The sequence below is a fragment of the Nocardia araoensis NBRC 100135 genome, assembly GCF_000308435.1.
Taxonomy (GTDB): domain Bacteria; phylum Actinomycetota; class Actinomycetes; order Mycobacteriales; family Mycobacteriaceae; genus Nocardia; species Nocardia araoensis.
The window spans coordinates 13,873-30,390 of the sequence record NZ_BAFR01000017.1 but is presented as its reverse complement, the minus strand read 5'-3'; the positions used below and the strand labels follow the sequence as shown (position 1 = coordinate 30,390).

The 16,518-nt window shown below is 69.2% G+C and carries 12 protein-coding genes; 4 read left to right on the top strand and 8 right to left on the bottom strand.

Annotated features, from left to right (window positions below; translation table 11 throughout):
- Nucleotides 1-110 precede the first annotated feature (110 nt).
- The gene (locus ON21_RS03165) at nucleotides 111-2,180 is read right to left on the bottom strand and encodes an acyltransferase family protein (protein WP_245562443.1); all 2,070 of its coding nucleotides are present in this window, start codon (nucleotides 2,178-2,180) and stop codon (nucleotides 111-113) included.
- A gap of 431 nt (nucleotides 2,181-2,611) precedes the next feature.
- Between ON21_RS03165 and ON21_RS03160 the strand changes: the two genes are divergently transcribed.
- Entirely contained in the window at nucleotides 2,612-3,256 is a 645-nt protein-coding gene (locus ON21_RS03160) for a LysE family translocator (protein ID WP_039795070.1), read from the top strand.
- A 12-nt stretch (nucleotides 3,257-3,268) separates the two neighbouring features.
- On the opposite strand, the gene ON21_RS03155 is transcribed toward ON21_RS03160, so the two are convergent.
- The 6 genes from ON21_RS03155 to ON21_RS03130 form a co-directional block, all read right to left on the bottom strand.
- A complete protein-coding gene (locus tag ON21_RS03155) occupies nucleotides 3,269-3,823 on the bottom strand; it encodes a dihydrofolate reductase family protein (RefSeq protein ID WP_039795068.1) in 555 nt (184 codons plus the stop codon).
- A 47-nt stretch (nucleotides 3,824-3,870) separates the two neighbouring features.
- Nucleotides 3,871-5,040 (bottom strand): pyridoxal phosphate-dependent aminotransferase, encoded by a 1,170-nt coding sequence (locus ON21_RS03150; protein ID WP_039795067.1) that lies wholly within the window; start codon nucleotides 5,038-5,040, stop codon nucleotides 3,871-3,873.
- Nucleotides 5,041-5,102: 62 nt separating this feature from the next.
- A complete protein-coding gene (gene sigJ, locus ON21_RS03145) occupies nucleotides 5,103-6,014 on the bottom strand; it encodes an RNA polymerase sigma factor SigJ (RefSeq protein WP_039795065.1) in 912 nt (303 codons plus the stop codon).
- 195 nt (nucleotides 6,015-6,209) lie between these two features.
- Nucleotides 6,210-7,301, bottom strand: a complete 1,092-nt coding sequence (locus tag ON21_RS03140; protein WP_039795063.1) for a 3-deoxy-7-phosphoheptulonate synthase — start codon at nucleotides 7,299-7,301, stop codon at nucleotides 6,210-6,212.
- 507 nt (nucleotides 7,302-7,808) lie between these two features.
- Nucleotides 7,809-8,279 (bottom strand): carboxymuconolactone decarboxylase family protein, encoded by a 471-nt coding sequence (locus ON21_RS03135; RefSeq protein WP_039795062.1) that lies wholly within the window; start codon nucleotides 8,277-8,279, stop codon nucleotides 7,809-7,811.
- A 101-nt stretch (nucleotides 8,280-8,380) separates the two neighbouring features.
- The gene (locus tag ON21_RS03130) at nucleotides 8,381-9,259 is read right to left on the bottom strand and encodes an oxidoreductase (RefSeq protein WP_039795060.1); all 879 of its coding nucleotides are present in this window, start codon (nucleotides 9,257-9,259) and stop codon (nucleotides 8,381-8,383) included.
- A gap of 116 nt (nucleotides 9,260-9,375) precedes the next feature.
- On the opposite strand from ON21_RS03130, the gene ON21_RS03125 reads away from it, so the two are divergent.
- The gene (locus tag ON21_RS03125; protein ID WP_039795120.1) at nucleotides 9,376-10,992 is read left to right on the top strand and encodes a (2,3-dihydroxybenzoyl)adenylate synthase; all 1,617 of its coding nucleotides are present in this window, start codon (nucleotides 9,376-9,378) and stop codon (nucleotides 10,990-10,992) included.
- 45 nt (nucleotides 10,993-11,037) lie between these two features.
- On the opposite strand, the gene nbtS is transcribed toward ON21_RS03125, so the two are convergent.
- Nucleotides 11,038-12,348 carry a nocobactin biosynthesis salicylate synthase NbtS gene (gene nbtS / locus ON21_RS03120; protein ID WP_039795058.1) on the bottom strand — a complete coding sequence of 437 codons (1,311 nt, stop codon included), beginning with the start codon at nucleotides 12,346-12,348 and terminating at the stop codon, nucleotides 11,038-11,040.
- Between the two features lie 275 nt (nucleotides 12,349-12,623).
- Here nbtS and ON21_RS03115 point away from each other — a divergent pair, with 275 nt between their 5' ends.
- Nucleotides 12,624-15,092 (top strand): glycerol-3-phosphate 1-O-acyltransferase, encoded by a 2,469-nt coding sequence (locus tag ON21_RS03115; protein WP_039795056.1) that lies wholly within the window; start codon nucleotides 12,624-12,626, stop codon nucleotides 15,090-15,092.
- Entirely contained in the window at nucleotides 15,089-16,501 is a 1,413-nt protein-coding gene (locus ON21_RS03110) for an HAD-IB family hydrolase (RefSeq protein ID WP_039795055.1), read from the top strand. The genes ON21_RS03115 and ON21_RS03110 overlap by 4 nt, the downstream gene beginning before the upstream one ends.
- Nucleotides 16,502-16,518: the final 17 nt, after the last annotated feature.

Genomic DNA, 16,518 nt, shown 5'->3' with positions numbered 1-16,518 from the left:
CCCCGACCCCACCGACAACCCCGCAGGTTACCGGCCCTTCCCGCAGGGCGCGGGTGCGGCAGTGACCGGATGTAACGCAGGACGGGCGCGATGTCTTCCCACGGGACGGCTCAGCCGCGCGCCAGCGCGCGTTCGGCGAGCGCGCCGATGACCGGCGCCAGCGTCGTGGCGTAGCCGCTCGTGAGGTGGTTGTCGTCGCGGTAGACGAGGGTGTTCCCGACGATGACCGGACAGCGGGCGGTGGTACAGAACAGCGAGGTCAGGTCGGCGTATTGCCCGCCGCCCGCCGTCGCCGCAGCACGCTCGGCGGCGATGCCCGCGTCGTCCACGGCGACCGCACGGGCGGGGGCGCATGCCGAGGCGTCGTCGATGTGCTCCGCCACACACGCGGGCACGGTGGCATGGGGGTCGGGGACACCGCCGAGCACGAGGACCGCCGCACCCATCTCGCGCAGCTGGGCGACCAGGCGACGCAGGCTGTCGATCCACGCCGGGTCGTAGGTCACGAAGCCGAAGTCGCCGCCGTAGCGGCGGGACATGCCCACCACGATCAGCCGGGGTCGCTCGCGCCGCAGGCGGGTCATGATCTGCTCGCGCCACTGCTCGCATTCGGTGTACGTCCGCCCCAGATAAGGACTCGTGATGGGCAGATCGAGCAGCGGGCAGGTGACCTTCGCCATGGTCTCCAGCCGCCAATGGCGCGCTACGGACATGTTCTCGAAGGCCGGTTGCCACATCGCCGCGTGGGAATCGCCGACCAACGCCACCGTGGTGGCCGAATCGGGATCACCGGAAGCGCACTCGGCCTGGCCCACGTCGGGCCAGGAACGGAAGCAACCATTGTCGAACACCTCCGCTCGGTCGCCGCGCGCGTTCGACAGCGAGGGTGTGAGGTTCGACGGGACGTCACGAAGTTCGGCGGAGGCGGCGACCGCCCCTTGGGTCTGCGCCGTCAACTGGTCGATCGCCGCGTCGTAGGGGTCGGCGGTGGGAGTGGCCGGTGCGGCCGGTGTCGTCAGTGTGAGGCTCCGGGCCGCCGTGCCGCGCCCGACCGGCGCGGGCACGACCACGAGCAGCGCGAGCGCCACACCGATGGCGAGCGCGGTGCTCGCACCACCGCAGGCCAGGCTGAGCCTGCCCGAGCCGCGCAGGCGGGCGGCGAAGCGGACCGGATTCTCGATCAGCCGCTGGGTGAGCACGGCCAGCCCACCGGCCATGGCGACCGCGCCCAGCGCACCGACCAGCCCGAGGGGGCGGCCGAGCGCGTGCGGGGCCAGCACCAGCACCGGCCAGTGCCAGAGATACCAGCAGTAGGACAGTCTGCCGATGGCCTGCATCTCGGGCACTGCCAGCACGCGACCGACCCCGAATCGCGGCGCGGCGCAGCCGCCGGCGATGACCAGGACCGCGCCGAGCACGGGCAGCAGCGCCGCGATACCGGGATACGGGATCTTCTCGTCGAGCCGCACGCAGGCGACGACGATCAATACGGCCCCCGCCCAGCCCGCGCTGGCGGAAACCCATCCCGGCAATCGGGACCAGAAGACGGCCGACAGCGCCACCATGCCGCCCGCCGCCAGCTCCCAGGCCCGTGCGGGCAGCGCGAAGAACGCCCACGGCGGCAGGCTCCAGGTCCAGGTCATCGCGACGCCGAAGGAGAGCGCGGCCACGACAGCGAGCACGATCAGGTACGGCAGCGCCGTGATCGAGGCGTTGCGCCGCCGTCGCACGAGCCAAGTCGTCGTGATGACGAGCGCGGGCCAGATCAGATAGAACTGCTCCTCCACCCCGAGCGACCAGAAGTGCTGAAACGGTGAGGGCGACGCATCCGCGGCGAGGTAATCGGCGCCCTGCACGGCGAACCGATAGTTCCCCGCGTAGAGCGCGCTCGCGATCCCGTCGCCGAGCGCTCTGCGGGCTTGAAGCGGCGGCAGCAGCACGACCGCGGCGATCGCCGTGGCGACCAGGACGACGCCTGCGGCAGGCAGCAGGCGGCGAGCTCGCGCGCCGTAGAACCGCACCAGCTCGACGGCGCCGGTGGCCGCCGCTTCCCGGTGCAGCATTCCCGTGATGAGAAAACCGGAAATGACGAAAAAGATGTCCACACCGACGAATCCGCCGCTGATTCCCGGCACATTCGCATGGAACAGCACGACGGCCAGGACGGCAACCGCCCGCATTCCCTCGATGTCACGCCGAAACGCCGCTCTCGGCGACACTCCGTCGAATAGCTCCGCCCGCCGATTTCCCAACCCGCTGACCGTGGCCGCCATGCGCAGCATTGTCATAGCTACCTCAGGGCAAGTCTCGCCGACTCGCCGCCCTACCCACCTCCACCGCGGTATACGTGGACGGCGTCCATTCGCTGGAACGCACCGCACGTCGCGTCAGCGCAATCCCGAATTCGCTGTGGTGCAAAGCTTTTTCGAGTCCGGTCAGCAGCGGAAGCGCTATGGGCGACCGGCCCATTTGCCCCATTTGCAGAAGTCGTATCCGGAATTGACGCAGCGTTGATCGGAGGCCCGGTAGCCGCACGGTATGCATGCCCAGCCGTCCAGCGGTTGTCGAGTGGACCGCGACAGGGGGCGGTGGGGCGGGTGAGGATCGGGGCATGATCGAGATGGCGGCGGTGGTGGGAGTTGCGGTGGCGGCGTTGGGGATGGTGCTCACGCCGGGGCCCAACATGATGTATCTGGTGTCGCGGACGGTGTCGCAGGGGCGGCGGGCCGGGTTGGTGTCGTTGGCGGGGGTCGCGGCAGGGTTCGGGGTGTATCTGGCGGCGGCGACGGCCGGGATCACGGCGGTGTTCGCGGTGGTGCCCGGTCTGTATCTGGCGGTGAAGCTGGCGGGAGCCGCGTATCTGGGGTGGCTGGCCTGGCAGGCGCTGCGGCCGGGCGGCGTCTCGGTCTTCGCGCCCACGGCCCTGTCCGCCGACCCCACTCGGCGATTGTTCGCGATGGGCCTGGTCACCAACCTGCTCAATCCGAAGATCGCGATCATGTACATGGCGCTGATCCCCCAGTTCGTCACGCCGGAGCACGGAAAGGTGTGGTTGCAGAGCCTGTGCCTGGGCGCGGTGCAGATCGCGGTGGCGCTGACCGTGAACGGCCTGATCGTCCTCGGGGCGGGCGGTCTGTCGACGTTCCTCGCCGCCCGTCCCCTGTGGCTGCGCACCCAGCGGTACATCACCGGCACGATGCTGGGCGCCATCGCCGCCCTGCTCGCCACCGACCGCGCCCGCCCCATGCCGGCCTGACCCGAGTCGGCTTCAAGCGACCGGGTTCCCCAAGCGGAAGTGCAGTTCCGCGAATTGACCGGCCTGCTCGACGGCCGTGAGCCGCATCCGGCTGGAAAGGAGGCGCCGCGGCAGCAGCGGGGCGCCCGCGCCCAGCGTCACCGGTGCCACGCTCACCATGACGTCGTCGAGCAGTCCGGCATCGGCGAATTGCCCGGCCAGGTCGCCGCCACCGACGATCCAGATATTGCGGTCACCGGCCGCCTCGACCATCTCCCGGTGCACCGACTCGACCGGCCCCGAGGCGAACCGGAGATTCGCGCCCGCTATCGCGGGAAGATCCCGGTGGGTGAAGACCCAGCACGGGAGATCGCCGTAGTACTTCCGCCAATTCTCCGGTGGTTCGTTCGCCACGACCCACTCGTAGGTGGTCGCGCCCATGCACATGGCGCCGACCCCGGCGAGGAAGCCCGCGATGCCCGCTTGCGCCTCGTCCGCGCCCTGCACCTCGAAAAGCCAGGTGAGCGAGTTGTCCGTGTCGGCGAGGTATCCGTCGAGACTGGTTGCCGTGTAGTACTGGGTTGCCATGCCGTGCACGGTGCCAGCAAAACCTGACAGGTCACGTCAGGGTTGTCTCAATCGAGCCGACGCAATCGGCGGACCCCTTCGTCCAGCGTTTCCTCGCGCTTGCAGAAGGTGAACCGCACCAGATGACTCCAGGCAGCCGTGTCGTCGGCGAACGCGATGACCGGAACCGCCGCCACGCCGAGCCGCTTCGGCAACTCACGGCAGAACGTCAGACCGTCGGCGGCGCCGAGCGGGGTGATATCGGCGACGACGAAATAGCCGCCCGCGCTCTGATACACCCGCATGCCGGTGTCGGCGAGCGCCGCGGAGAGGCGAAGCCGCTTCTCCGACAACGCCTCCCGCAGCTTGCCGACCCACTCCAGCTCGTGATTGATCGCATGCGCGACGGCGGGCTGGAACGGTCCGCCCGCCACGAAGGTCAGGAACTGTTTGGCCGCGAGCACGCCGTCGATCAGGTCGGCGGGCCCGCACGCCCACCCGGTCTTCCACCCGGTCACGCTGAAGGTCTTGGCCGCGCTGGACACCACGATGGTCCGATCGGCCATGCCCGGCAAGGTGGCCAGGCTGATGTGCTCGGTGCCGTCGTAGACCAGGTGCTCGTAGACCTCGTCGGTGAGCACCAGAAGATCGTGCTCGCAAGCGATTTCGGCGATCGCCAGCAGGTCCGAGCGTCCGAGCACGGTGCCGGTCGGATTGTGCGGCGAGTTGACGATGAGCATCCGGGTCGCCGGGGTGACGGCCGCACGCAGACTGTCCAAGTCCAGGACGAACCGGTCCCCGTCGGCCACCAGACGCGCGGTGCGCCGTCGAGCGCCGGCCAAGGCCACGGCAGCGGCATACGAGTCGTAGTACGGCTCGATCAGCACGACCTCCTCGCCCGGCTCGACCAAGCCGAGCACGGCCGCGCTGATCGCCTCGGTCGCGCCCACCGTCACCAGCACCTGCGAATCGGGGTCGTAGTCGGTCCCGTATCGCCGCGCCCGGTCGTCGGCGACGGCTCGGCGCAGCACCGGCATGCCGCGGCCCGGCGGGTACTGGTTGAGTCCGTCGGCGATGGCGCGGCGCGCCACTTCCAGCATGCTCGCGGGCCCGTCGGTGTCCGGGAACCCCTGGCCCAGGTTGACCGCGTCGTGCCGGACGGCGAGCTCGGTCATCTCGGCGAAGATGGTGGACGCGAAGGGGCGCAGACGGGCAACGGTCGGATGTCGCGAGGGCATACCCGGAGACTAGTCCAGCGGTCCAAATCGTCGCCCTGCGATAGCGAGTAGCTATGCCCGGCTCAACCCAGCCGGACGCCACCCAGCTTGGCGGGATTCGCCAGGTCGTAGGCGCCCCAGACCAGTCCGTCCCGAACCGTGAAGCCGACGACCCGGGTCGGATAACCGCCCCGGCCCGCCACCGCGGGACGCGCCGCGACTCGCAGACCCAATTGCCCGTTCACCGAGACGAACGCGTACACCTGCGATGCGTCCTCGAGCCCGTACTTGCGCACCAGGCCCAAAGAGAAGCGAGCGATCCGATCCGCGCCGTGCAGCACGTTGATCGCGGTGGCGGTGGTGCCGTTGGCATCGCCGATCATCACCGCGTCCGGATGCAGCGCCGCGGCGACGGCGGCCACGTCGCCCGTGCTCAGCGCGACGAGAAAGCGCTGCACCGCGGCCTCGTGCTCGGCATCGGGCACCGGCTGCGGCGTCCGCGCCACCGCCTTGCGGGCGCGCGCGGCCAGCTGTCGCGCCGCATCGGCGGAGATACCGAGGATGTCGGCGATCTCGTCGAACGGCACCGACAACCCCTCGTGCAGCACGAAGGCCACCCGCTGCGGCGGCGTCAGGGTGTCCAGCACGATCAGCGCCGCGAACCGGCACTCCTGCTTGCGCACCACGGCTTCCAACGGGTCGGGAGCGCTCGACGGTGTGCGGGCGGTGACCACGGGCTCCGGCAGCCACTGGCCGACGTAATTCTCTCGCCGTGCCGCGGCGCTGCGCAGACGATCCAGGCAGATCCGGCTCACCACGGTGGTCAGCCAAGCCCGTAGATCGTCGATCTCGGACTGGTGCGCGCCGGCGAGGCGCAACCAGCTCTCCTGCACCGCGTCCTCGGCATCGCCGACGCTGCCCGTCAGTCGATAGGCGACTGAGAGCAGATGCGCCCGATGTGACTCGAACAGGTCGGAAAGCAGCGCGGAAACCATCGACTGGAAGTCTACGGTCCGGTGCGCAAGCGCCCGGCATCGGCGGCTGGTGCCGGACAAACCGGATGATCAACCGGATGAGCGGCGCGCAGCCCGACCTGGGCGGTGCGGCTGCGCGCCGACGGGCCGGTGGTCGGCATGATCGGCTTGGGCCGGCGCGGCGGTGGCGCGCTCGGCTACCGGAGGTGGGCGGGATCAGCGCTCGCGGCGCTGCCGCACCGCGTCGGCCAGCCGATCCAGCTGTGCCGCAGTGGTTTCCCAGTCCAGGCAGGCGTCGGTGATGGACTGGCCGTAGGTGAGCTCGTCGGCGTGGCCGAGGGTGAGGTCCTGGCGACCCGCGACCAAGAAGCTCTCCAGCATGACGCCGACGACACCCGACTCGCCCGCCGCCAGCCGACGCGCGATGTCGGTGACCACGTCGACCTGCTTGTTGTGGTCCTTGTTGCTGTTGCCGTGGCTGGCGTCCACCACGATCCGCTGCGGCAGCGACGCCTTCTCCAGCCGCAGGCACGCCTCGGCGACCGATGCCGCGTCGTAGTTGGGGCCGTTGCTGCCGCCACGCAGGATCACATGGCAGTCCGGGTTGCCGGTGGTGCGGATGAGCGCGGAACGGCCGTCCAGGTCGGTGCCGGGGAACACGTGGCTGGCCGCCGCGGCGCGCACGCCGTCCACCGCCACCTGGACGTCGCCGTCGGTGCCGTTCTTGATGCCGACCGGCATCGACAGCGCGCTGCTGAGCTGACGGTGCACCTGGCTGGCCGCGGTGCGCGCGCCGATCGCGCCGTAGGACACCAGATCCGCGATGTACTGCGGCGTGATCGGGTCCAGGAACTCACAGGCCACCGGAAGACCGAGGGCGGTGATGTCGACCAGCAGTTTGCGGCCGAAGCCCAATCCGGTGTTGACGTCGAACGATCCGTCCAGATGCGGATCGTTGATCAGGCCCTTCCAGCCCAAGCTGGTGCGCGGCTTCTCGAAGTAGACCCGCATCACCACGTGCAGCCGATCGTCGAGCTCAGCGGCCTTCGCCGCCAGACGGCGCGCGTAATCCAGCGCGGCGGAGGGGTCGTGCACGGAGCACGGGCCGACGATCACCATCAGGCGATCGTCCGCGCCGTTCAGCACGTCGACGGTGGCTTTGCGTCCCGCACGGACGGTGTCGGCGAGGGCATCGGTGATCGGGTGCACCCGGCGCACCTCCGCGGGCGAGCGCAGCGGGCTCACGTTGAGGGTGCGTTGGTCGTCCAGATCGGAATGCCGTGCGTCGACGTCGGCTGCGGTTGTCATGTCGTGGGTTCCTTTTCTCGGGCCGACCCACGGATGAGAATCCCGTCGAGCCGGTCCATCGTCCGGCTCGGGGTGGAAGTTCGTCAGCGCACGCGGTTGCCGCAGACCAGCCCACCCAGGGCCGGCTTGCTAAACCAGAAATACACGCGCTGCACGTCGGGCACAGTACCAGTCCGCAACCGATCGGTGAACTGCGGTGTTAGATATGCCACGCCTTCGGCGCGGCGTGTTCGCGGCTGTGTTCGTTTTTCCAGCGCCTGCGGCGCTGGGTGTTCGCGGCCCCTTTGTGGCTCGCGTTCGAGCGACCGCCGCTGGCGACTTCGTCGCGGACGCGGCGGCCACTCGAACACGAGCCGGGCCGCGAACGGAGCATGCTCGGTCTCGCTTCGCTCGGAAGCGGGAGCTGGGCCAGTGTGGTTGCGCTCGAGAGAGATACGTGGATCGAAACACCACCGACCGGACACGTCATCACCCACCGGAGTGCGGGCGATGACGGGTGATCCGGATTCAGCCCCACTGGCCGGGGACGTAGCTCCCCGCCGGGGTGCGGGCGATGACGTTCATCCGGTTCCAGGCGTTGATCATCGCGATGGCGGCGATGAGGGCGGCGATCTGGTCGTCGTCGTAGTGCTTGCGCACCTCCTGCCAGACCGCGTCGCTGACCACGCGTCCGTCGCCGATCCGGGTGGCCTCCTCGGTGAGCGCCAGCGCGGCGCGCTCGGCCTCGGTGAAGACGGTGGCCTCGTGCCAGGCGGCGATCAGGTTGAGCCGCACCGAGGTCTCGCCCGCGTGCGCGGCGTCCTTGGTGTGCATGTCGGTGCAGTAACCGCAGCCGTTGATCTGGCTGGCGCGAATCTTCACCAACTCATAGGTCGCGGCGTCCAAGGTGGAATCGTTGATCACCTTGGAGGCCGTGGTGAGCCGCTTGATGAAGCTGGCGCCGACCGAGTTGGCGAAGAGTTCGAAGCGCTGTTCCATGATGTCCGTCCTTTGTCGTTCCTTGCGGTTCACAAGGAGGACGACGCGGGAAGACGGAGTGTGACAACCGGTTATGAGACGTGGGTCACATCACCCTGTGGTCATTTCGTGAAGTCGTAGGTGACCCCGGTCAGCTTCTCGGACAGCTCCCACAGGTCGGCGGCGACCTTCTCATCCCTGGACGCTTTCGACGATCCGGACGGCCCCGGGTACCCGCGCATGCCGCCGAAGCTGGTGGGCCCGTAGTAGCCGCCCGGCTGGACGTCGGCGGTCGCGGCGTACAACGTCGGCAGCGCACCCATCGCGGCGCTCTGCGCGAGCAGCCGGTTACCGACCCACATCACCCGGTCGAGGAAAGACTCGGTGTGCGATTGCAACTCGGTGGAGGCGTAGCCGGGGTGCGCGGCGACCGACAGTTTCGCGGAGCCCGCAGCGGTCAACCTGCGCTGCAGTTCGCGAGCGAACATCAGGTTGGCCAGCTTGGCCTGCCCGTACGCGGCCCACCGCTGGTACTTGCGCCGCTCCCAGTTGAGATCGTCCAGGTCGATCTTGCCGACCTGGTGCGCACCGCTGGAGACGGTGACGATCCGATCGGAGATCTTGTCCAGCAGCAGGCCGGTGAGCGCGAAGTGACCGAGATGGTTTGTCCCGATCTGTTTTTCGAACCCGTCGGCGGTGCGGCCTTCGGGCACAGCCATCACGCCCGCGTTGTTGATGAGCACATCCGCGCCGTCGATGTTCTGGGCGAACGCGCGGACCGAGTCGAGATCGGCCAGATCCAATTCGCCCACCTGCGCCCGGTCGCCGAGCTCGGCGGCCACCCGCTCGCCTTTGGCCACGTTCCGGCAGGCGAGCACCACCTCGCCGCCCGCCGCGGCCAGCGCGCGCACCGTCTCGGCCCCCAGGCCGCTGTTGGCCCCTGTCACGATGAACTTCCGGCCACTCTGGCCGGGGATGTTCGAGGTGTCCCACCTGGTCATGACGGGAAGTCTAGTGCGCGGAGGCACACGGCGGCAGGTTCGAACACGCCCGAGCCCAGCATTCAAGTAGGGTTGCCTAACCTAAGGGACCCTTTGCTTGATTTGTGAGGCAGACCGTGACTTCCACACCGACCGAGTCCGCGCATCGCGACGGCTACGTACCTTTCCCCGCCCACACGGCCGCGGAGTACCGAGCGGCGGGCTACTGGGCCGGACGCCCGCTCGGGGATCTTCTGCGCGCGAGCGCGCACCGGCATCCCCAGCGCCCCGCGCTGCTCGCCGCGGAGGGCTCGCGCAGCTACGCCGACATCGACACCGCCGCGGACCGGATGGCCCACGGGCTGCTCGCACTCGGCATCGCTCCCGGCGACCGCGTGGTGGTCCAGCTGCCCAATGTGCCCGAGTTCCTGACCGTCTTGTTCGGCCTGCTGCGCGCCGGGATCATCCCCGTATTGAGCCTGCCCGCGCACCGCCGGGCCGAAATCGAGCATCTGGCGCGGCTTTCCGACGCGGTCGGCTACATCGTCGCCGACCGGGCGGGCGATTTCGACTACCGCGAGCTGGCATCGACCGTGCGTGCCGCGGTGCCCTCGCTGCGCCACGTCCTGGTGCTCGGCGATCCAGGGCCGTTCACCGACCTGGCCTCGGTACCGCGCGACGGCGGCGAACTGCCCGTGATCGATCCGGGCGACATAGCCCTGATGCTGGTCTCCGGCGGCACCACCGGCCTGCCGAAGCTCATCGCGCGCACGCACGACGACTACGTCTACAACGCCACCGCGAGCGCCGAGGTGTGCGCGTTGACCGAGCAGGACGTCTATCTCGCGACGCTGCCCGCCGCCCACAACTTTCCGCTGGCCTGCCCCGGCATCTTCGGCACCGTGGGGGTCGGAGGCGCGGTCGCCTTCGTCGGTGACCCGAGTCCGGAAAGCGCGTTCGCCGCGATCGAGCGGCACCGGGTGACGGTCACCGCCGTCGTGCCGCCGCTGGCCCAACTCTGGTGCGCGGCCACCGAATGGGAAGAGGCCGACCTGAGTTCACTGCGCCTACTCCAAGTCGGCGGCGCACGACTGGCCGAGGTCAACGCCAAAGAAGTGACCCCTGCGCTGGGCGCGACCCTGCAGCAAGTGTTCGGCATGGCCGAGGGCCTGATCAACTACACCCGGCTGGACGATCCGGCCGAGTTGCTGCACACCAGCCAGGGCCGGCCGCTCTCGCCCGCCGACGAGATCCGCGTGGTGGACGGCGACGGCAACGATGTGTCGCCGGGCGCGGAAGGCGAGTTGCTGACCAGGGGGCCGTACACGATCCGCGGTTACTACCGCGCCCCGGAGCACAACGCGCGCGCGTTCACCCCGGACGGCTTCTATCGCAGCGGAGATCTGGTCCGCCGCCTGCCCAGCGGGCATCTCGTGGTGTCTGGCCGGATCAAAGACGTGATCAATCGCGGCGGCGAGAACGTCTCCTGCGACGAACTCGAGGAACATCTGCTCGCCCATCCCGCCGTCCGGCATGCGGCCGCCGTCGGACTGCCCGATGCGGCGCTGGGCGAAAAGGTGTGCGCCGTCTTGGTCGTCGACGGTGCGATGCCCACGCTGGCCGAGATCAAGTCCTTCCTCACCGCACGCGGGCTGGCCACCTACAAACTCCCGGACGTGCTACGCCGCAGCGACAAGCTGCCGATCACCGCGGTCGGCAAGATCGACAAGAAGGCGCTGCGCGCCGAGCTCTAGGGCGATCCACGGGGCAGCGCACCGTCGGCGCGCTGCCCGTATGCCCTACGCCTTGACGACGTAGGGCGCGATGCTGCCCAGCTTCTCGCAGGTCTCTTCGAACTCACGCTCCGGCCGGGACTGCCCGACGATGCCCGCGCCCGCACGCAACCAGGCTCCCTCGGCGTTCTGGTACACCGCGCGCAGCACGAGGGTCGCCTCCAGCGCACCGGTCGGCGAAACGGTCACCACCGCACCGGAGTACAGACCGCGCGGGTCGTGATCGAGCCGGAACACCGAGTCGACGCCTTCCCGCTTGGGAATTCCCGATGCGGTCACCGACGGGAACAACACCTCCAGCGCGTCCCAGCTGGACCGGTCCGCGGCCAGCCGACCGCGCACCGTGGACGCCAGATGTTGCACACTGCCCCGCTCCCGCACGGCCATGAAGTCCGACACCGCAGGAGTGCCGGGATCGGCGACGGCCGCGATCTCCGCGAACGAGGTCTGCACCGAAATGGCGTGTTCCACGATCTCCTTCGGGTCGGTGATCAGATCGGTCCTGGCGGCGAGGTCGGCCGCGGCGCCCCGGCCGAACGCGCGGGTACCCGCCAGCGGCTCGGTGGTCACGACCCGATCGTCGTCCACGGAGGCGACCAGCTCCGGACTGAAGCCCGCCGCCTCCAGGCCACCGAGCCGCAGCAGGAACGACCGTGCCGGAGTATTGTGCGCGCGCCCGAGCCGATAGGTCGCCGGAACATCCACGGCGAACGGGAGATCGACCTTCCTGGACAGGATGACCTTCTGGTAGCGCCCGGCCCGGATCTCGCCGACCGCCTCGGCCACCCGGTCCCGGTAGCCGGTGGGGTCGATGCGGATATCGGCCGGATGCGCCTGCGGCAGTTCGGTGTTCTGCGACTGCGCGATCAGGTCGTGGATGTCCCCGGTCTCCGACGGAGTCGCACCCGATATCCGTACGCCGAATTCGCCCACCCTGACCTCGATGCGGGGAACCATCAGGTGCGCCAGCGCGGTGCGCGGGTCGAGATGTTCCGTGGCGTCGAGCGCCCACGCGCAGAACTCGAATCCGATCCAGCCGTAGGCATTCCGCCCGTCGAGGGGCAGCGCGCTCAGCGCGCGGTCGATCACTGCCGCCGGATTGCCTTCCCACCGGCTGGTCGTGGTCTCCCCTTCGCGCGTGATGCGCAGTTCCCGCACGTCCAGTTCGACACTGCCGATCGGATCGGCGGCGAACACCCATTCCCCCGGACGCTCGTACATCACGTACTCGCCGAACCGATCCGCTCTCGCCAGCCGGGACATCGCTGCCGCCGGATCGGTCACATACTCAACCCGTAGGCGTTCCGTGGTCGACAACGATCCTCCAAAGGTTACCCTGGCCTAACTTGTGCAGGTAAGGTTAGCATTACCTCCTTTATTCGCGGGTGTGCTCGCGACCACAACACGGACGGTTCGGCATCGCTCCGCCCGGGACGCGCCGCATCCGGCAAGCACTTTCGCCCGCTCGCGCTCGGGCGACGATCGCGCGCCATCCAAGCCGTCGCACGAACTCGCCGCGCCGACTGCCTGCGCGGAATAGACCCGCCGGGATTGAATAGTGGAGAGCGTCACCTGCGGAGGGAAGAACATCGATGATCGATCACCGCGGCGATTCACCCGCGACAGCCCGGCCCCGGACCACACCCCAATCGGTGGTGGCCCTCATCGACGCCACTTCAGGGGTGGAACGCGAACTCGTCGGCAAGTGGCTCGCCGACGGCGGGATCAGCGCCGAGTTCGGTACCGACGCGCCGGTCACCCAGCTGGATCTGGACGCGGGTGCCGTCGCCGCACGGCTGGTCGGCAGGCGCGACGACCCGCTGGTTGTGCCGATCCGCGTGCTGTGGCTGCCGCCGGAACGCGACGGCGTACGCCGCGTCACCTTTTCCGATCTCGCCCTGCTGACCAATCCGCGCAAGCCCAATCGGCTGGCGCAGCGCAAGCTCGTGTCCAAGTCACCGGACCGGCACGTCGTGCTGACCGGCGCGCCGGCTCGCCTCAGTGAGCTGCGCGCGAACAACCCGGAGGCGTCGGCGCTCTACGACAAGGGCACCGCCGAGCCGTTCGCCCGCGCCATCGTGCGCGCGGCGGTGGTGGCGCTCGAACGCGCCGAACGCACCATCATCGGCGACCGGTACAAAGTGCCCAAGCTGGTCGCGGAGGAGATTCTCGACTCCCCGGACTTCCTGCGCAGGCTGGAACTGATCGCCGACCAGATCGGCGCGAGTCCGCACGAGGTGTACCGGCGTGCGGAGAAGGCGCTCAACGAACTGGTCGCCGCCCAGAGCCGGCTGATCTCGGACCTGTTCACGCAGGCCATGCGGCCGGTGCACGCATCGACCTGGAGCGTGGACTCCGACGATTCCGGGCTGGCCGGGTTGCGCGACCTCAACCGCCGCTTCCCGCTGGTGTTCCTGCCCTCGCACCGCTCGTACGTCGATGCCTTCGTCCTCGGAGACGTATTGGCCCGCAACGATTTCCCGCCGAACCACGTGATCGGCGGCGCGAACCTCAGCTTCTGGCCGATGGGCCCGGTCGCCCGGCGCACCGGCACGGTGTTCATCCGGCGCAGCTTCGGCGACGACGAGGTCTACAAGGCCGTCGTCGAGGAGTACTTCGCCTATCTGCTGGCCAAGCGCTTCAACCTGGAGTGGTATTTCGAAGGCGGCCGCACCCGCACCGGCAAGCTGCGGCCGCCGCGCTACGGCTTGCTGAACTACCTCGCCGCGGCCGTCCGCTCCAACCGCATCGACGACGTCATGCTCGTTCCGGTCTCGATCACCTACGAGCGACTCAACGAACTCGGCGCCATCGCCACCGAGCAGGAGGGCGGCAAGAAGAAGCCGGAGGGCCTGACCTGGCTGGCGCGCTACATCCGCAGCCAGCAGCACTCCGCCGGGCACGTGTACGTCCGCTTCGGTGAGCCGCTGTCGGCGCGCGACCGGCTTGCCGCGCACGGCGACCCGCTCACCACGCCGCCGCTGACCATCCCGCTGCACCATACGGAGCCGATTCCGGCGCCGCGCACCGAAGCCGGGGTCGTCGACAGCGAACCACCGGAGATCGCCGAGCTGGAACGAAAGGCGGTACAGCGGCTGGCGTTCGAAGTCGCGGTCGGCATCAACGCGGTCACTCCGATCACGGTCAACGCGCTGGTCACCCTGGCGCTGCTGGGGGTGGACGGGCGCGCCCTCACCCTCGGCGAGGTGCGCACCGTGCTCAACCCGGTGCTCGGCTACATCGACAAGCGCGAGCTGCCGGGCGGCGAACTCGACGCGCTGCGCGACGAGCAGGGCTTGGCCGTGGTGCTGGAACAGCTTTCGCTGGCCAAGGTGGTCACGGTGTATCGCGGCGGGGTCGAGCCGGTGTACTCGATCGAGTCCGGCGCGCATCTGGAGGCCGCCTTCTACCGCAACAGCGCGGTGCACTGGTTCGTCAACCGCGCGATCCTCGAGCTGGCCATCCTGGCCGCGGTCGACAACGGCGACGAGGACGCCCTGAAAACCGGGTGGGACGAGGCTTTCCGGTTGCGCGACCTGCTGAAGTTCGAGTTCTTCTTCCCCGAGCGCGGCGAGTTCGCCGATCAGATGGTCGCGGAGATGCTGCTGGTCGATCCGGATTGGTACAACCACACCCGTCGCGACACCCTCGGCTCGGACATCCTGGCGAAGCTCACCGCCTCCGGCTTCACCATGGCCCACCGCGTGCTGCGCTCGTTCGTCGACGCGCAGTTGGTGGTGGCCGAACGGCTGGCCGCCCGGGACGCGGGCGACGAGATCGACCGCAAAGAGTTCATCACCGAATGCGTGGCGGTCGGCAAGCAGATGATGCTGCAGAAGCGGTTGCACAGCCCCGAGTCGGTCTCCACCGAGTTGTTCACCAGCGCGCTCAAGCTCGCCGACAACTACTGCCTGCTCGAGACGGTGTCCGATGACGAGCCCGAGCAGCGCCGCGCCGAGTTGACCAGGCAAAGGAACGACTTCGCCGAGCGCCTGCGCACCATCGGCGCCCGCATCGCGCAGGCCGCCGCGCTGGACCCGTCCAATCGGGAGGCGCGGTGACCGACGCGCGCGCCGACCTCGACGCCGCGCTCGCCGCCATCCGCTCCGGCCCGCAGGGCCGAGCGGTCGCCGCGGTCTTCGATTTCGGCGGCACGGTCATCGACGCCCCCAGGCCCCGGCGCCGGCTGCGCCGCAAACCCGCCGACGTTCTGCTCGGCGGCATCCGCGGCCGCATGACCGACGGCGAATACCGCCGCTTCCTGCGCGAGTTGTCCGAGGCGCTGGCCGGACGCTCCGAACAGGAGCTGGACGAAGTGGGCAGGCGACTGTTCCAGCGCACCGTCTACGGGTACCTGTATCCCGAAGCGTGGGAGCTGATCCGCACCCACCGGGCGGCCGGGCACACCATCGTGCTGGTCAGCTCACTGACCCGATTCCAGGTCCTGCCCGCCGCGGCGCAGTTGGGGATCGAGCACGTGCTGTACACGCCCATGGCCGCCGACGACGGCGTGCTCACCGGGCATCCCGACGGCAAGACGCTGTGGCGCAACGGCAAAGCCGATGCGGTCGCGGCGTTCGCCGCCACGCACCAGGTGGAGCTCGAGCGCAGCTACGCCTACGCCGACGCGATCGCCGACCTGCCCATGCTGTCGCTGGTGGGTCATCCGGTGGCGGTCAACGCCGACGACGCGCTGACCGACGTCGCCGACCGGCGGCACTGGGCCGAGCTGACGTTCCGGCCACGCGTTGCGCCGCGGGCGAGCGATTACGTACGCACGGCCGCGGGATTCGCCGGGCTGCTCGGGGGCGCACTGTTCGGCGTCGCGTCGCAAGCGCCCACACAGGACCGGCAACGGATGGCCGACGCGCTGATGGCGCACGCCGCGCGCAACACTCTGCGCATCGCGGGCGTGCGCGTCCGAGTCACCGGCGGCGAGCACGCGAGATCCCCGCGGCCCGCGGTCTTCCTGTTCAACCACCAGAGCCAGTTCGACATCATCATCGTGCCCGAAGTACTCGGCGGCGGGGTGACTGCGATCGGCAAGAAGGAGCTCACCAAGAATCCGGTCTTCGGACCGCTGATGCGCTTCGTCGGCGTGACGTTCATCGACCGCGCGAACACCGCACAGGCGAAGGCGGCGCTACGACCGGTGGTGGAGACCCTGCGCGGCGGCTTGTCGGTCGCGGTGGCTCCGGAAGGCACTCGCTCCTATACGCCCGAAGTAGGGCCGTTCAAGAAGGGCGCATTCCACATCGCGATACAGGCGGGGGTGCCGGTGATCCCGGTCGTCATCCGGAACGCGGGCGAGATCTGCTGGCGCAACGCGATGGTCGCCCGGCCGGGAACGGTCGACGTGGCGATACTCGACCCGATCGACGTCAGCGCGTGGGATCCCGGCGATTTGGACGACAACGTGGCGCAGGTCCGCCAATTGTTCATCGACACGCTGCTGAATTGGCCGCACTGATCGGCGCGCGTCACCAC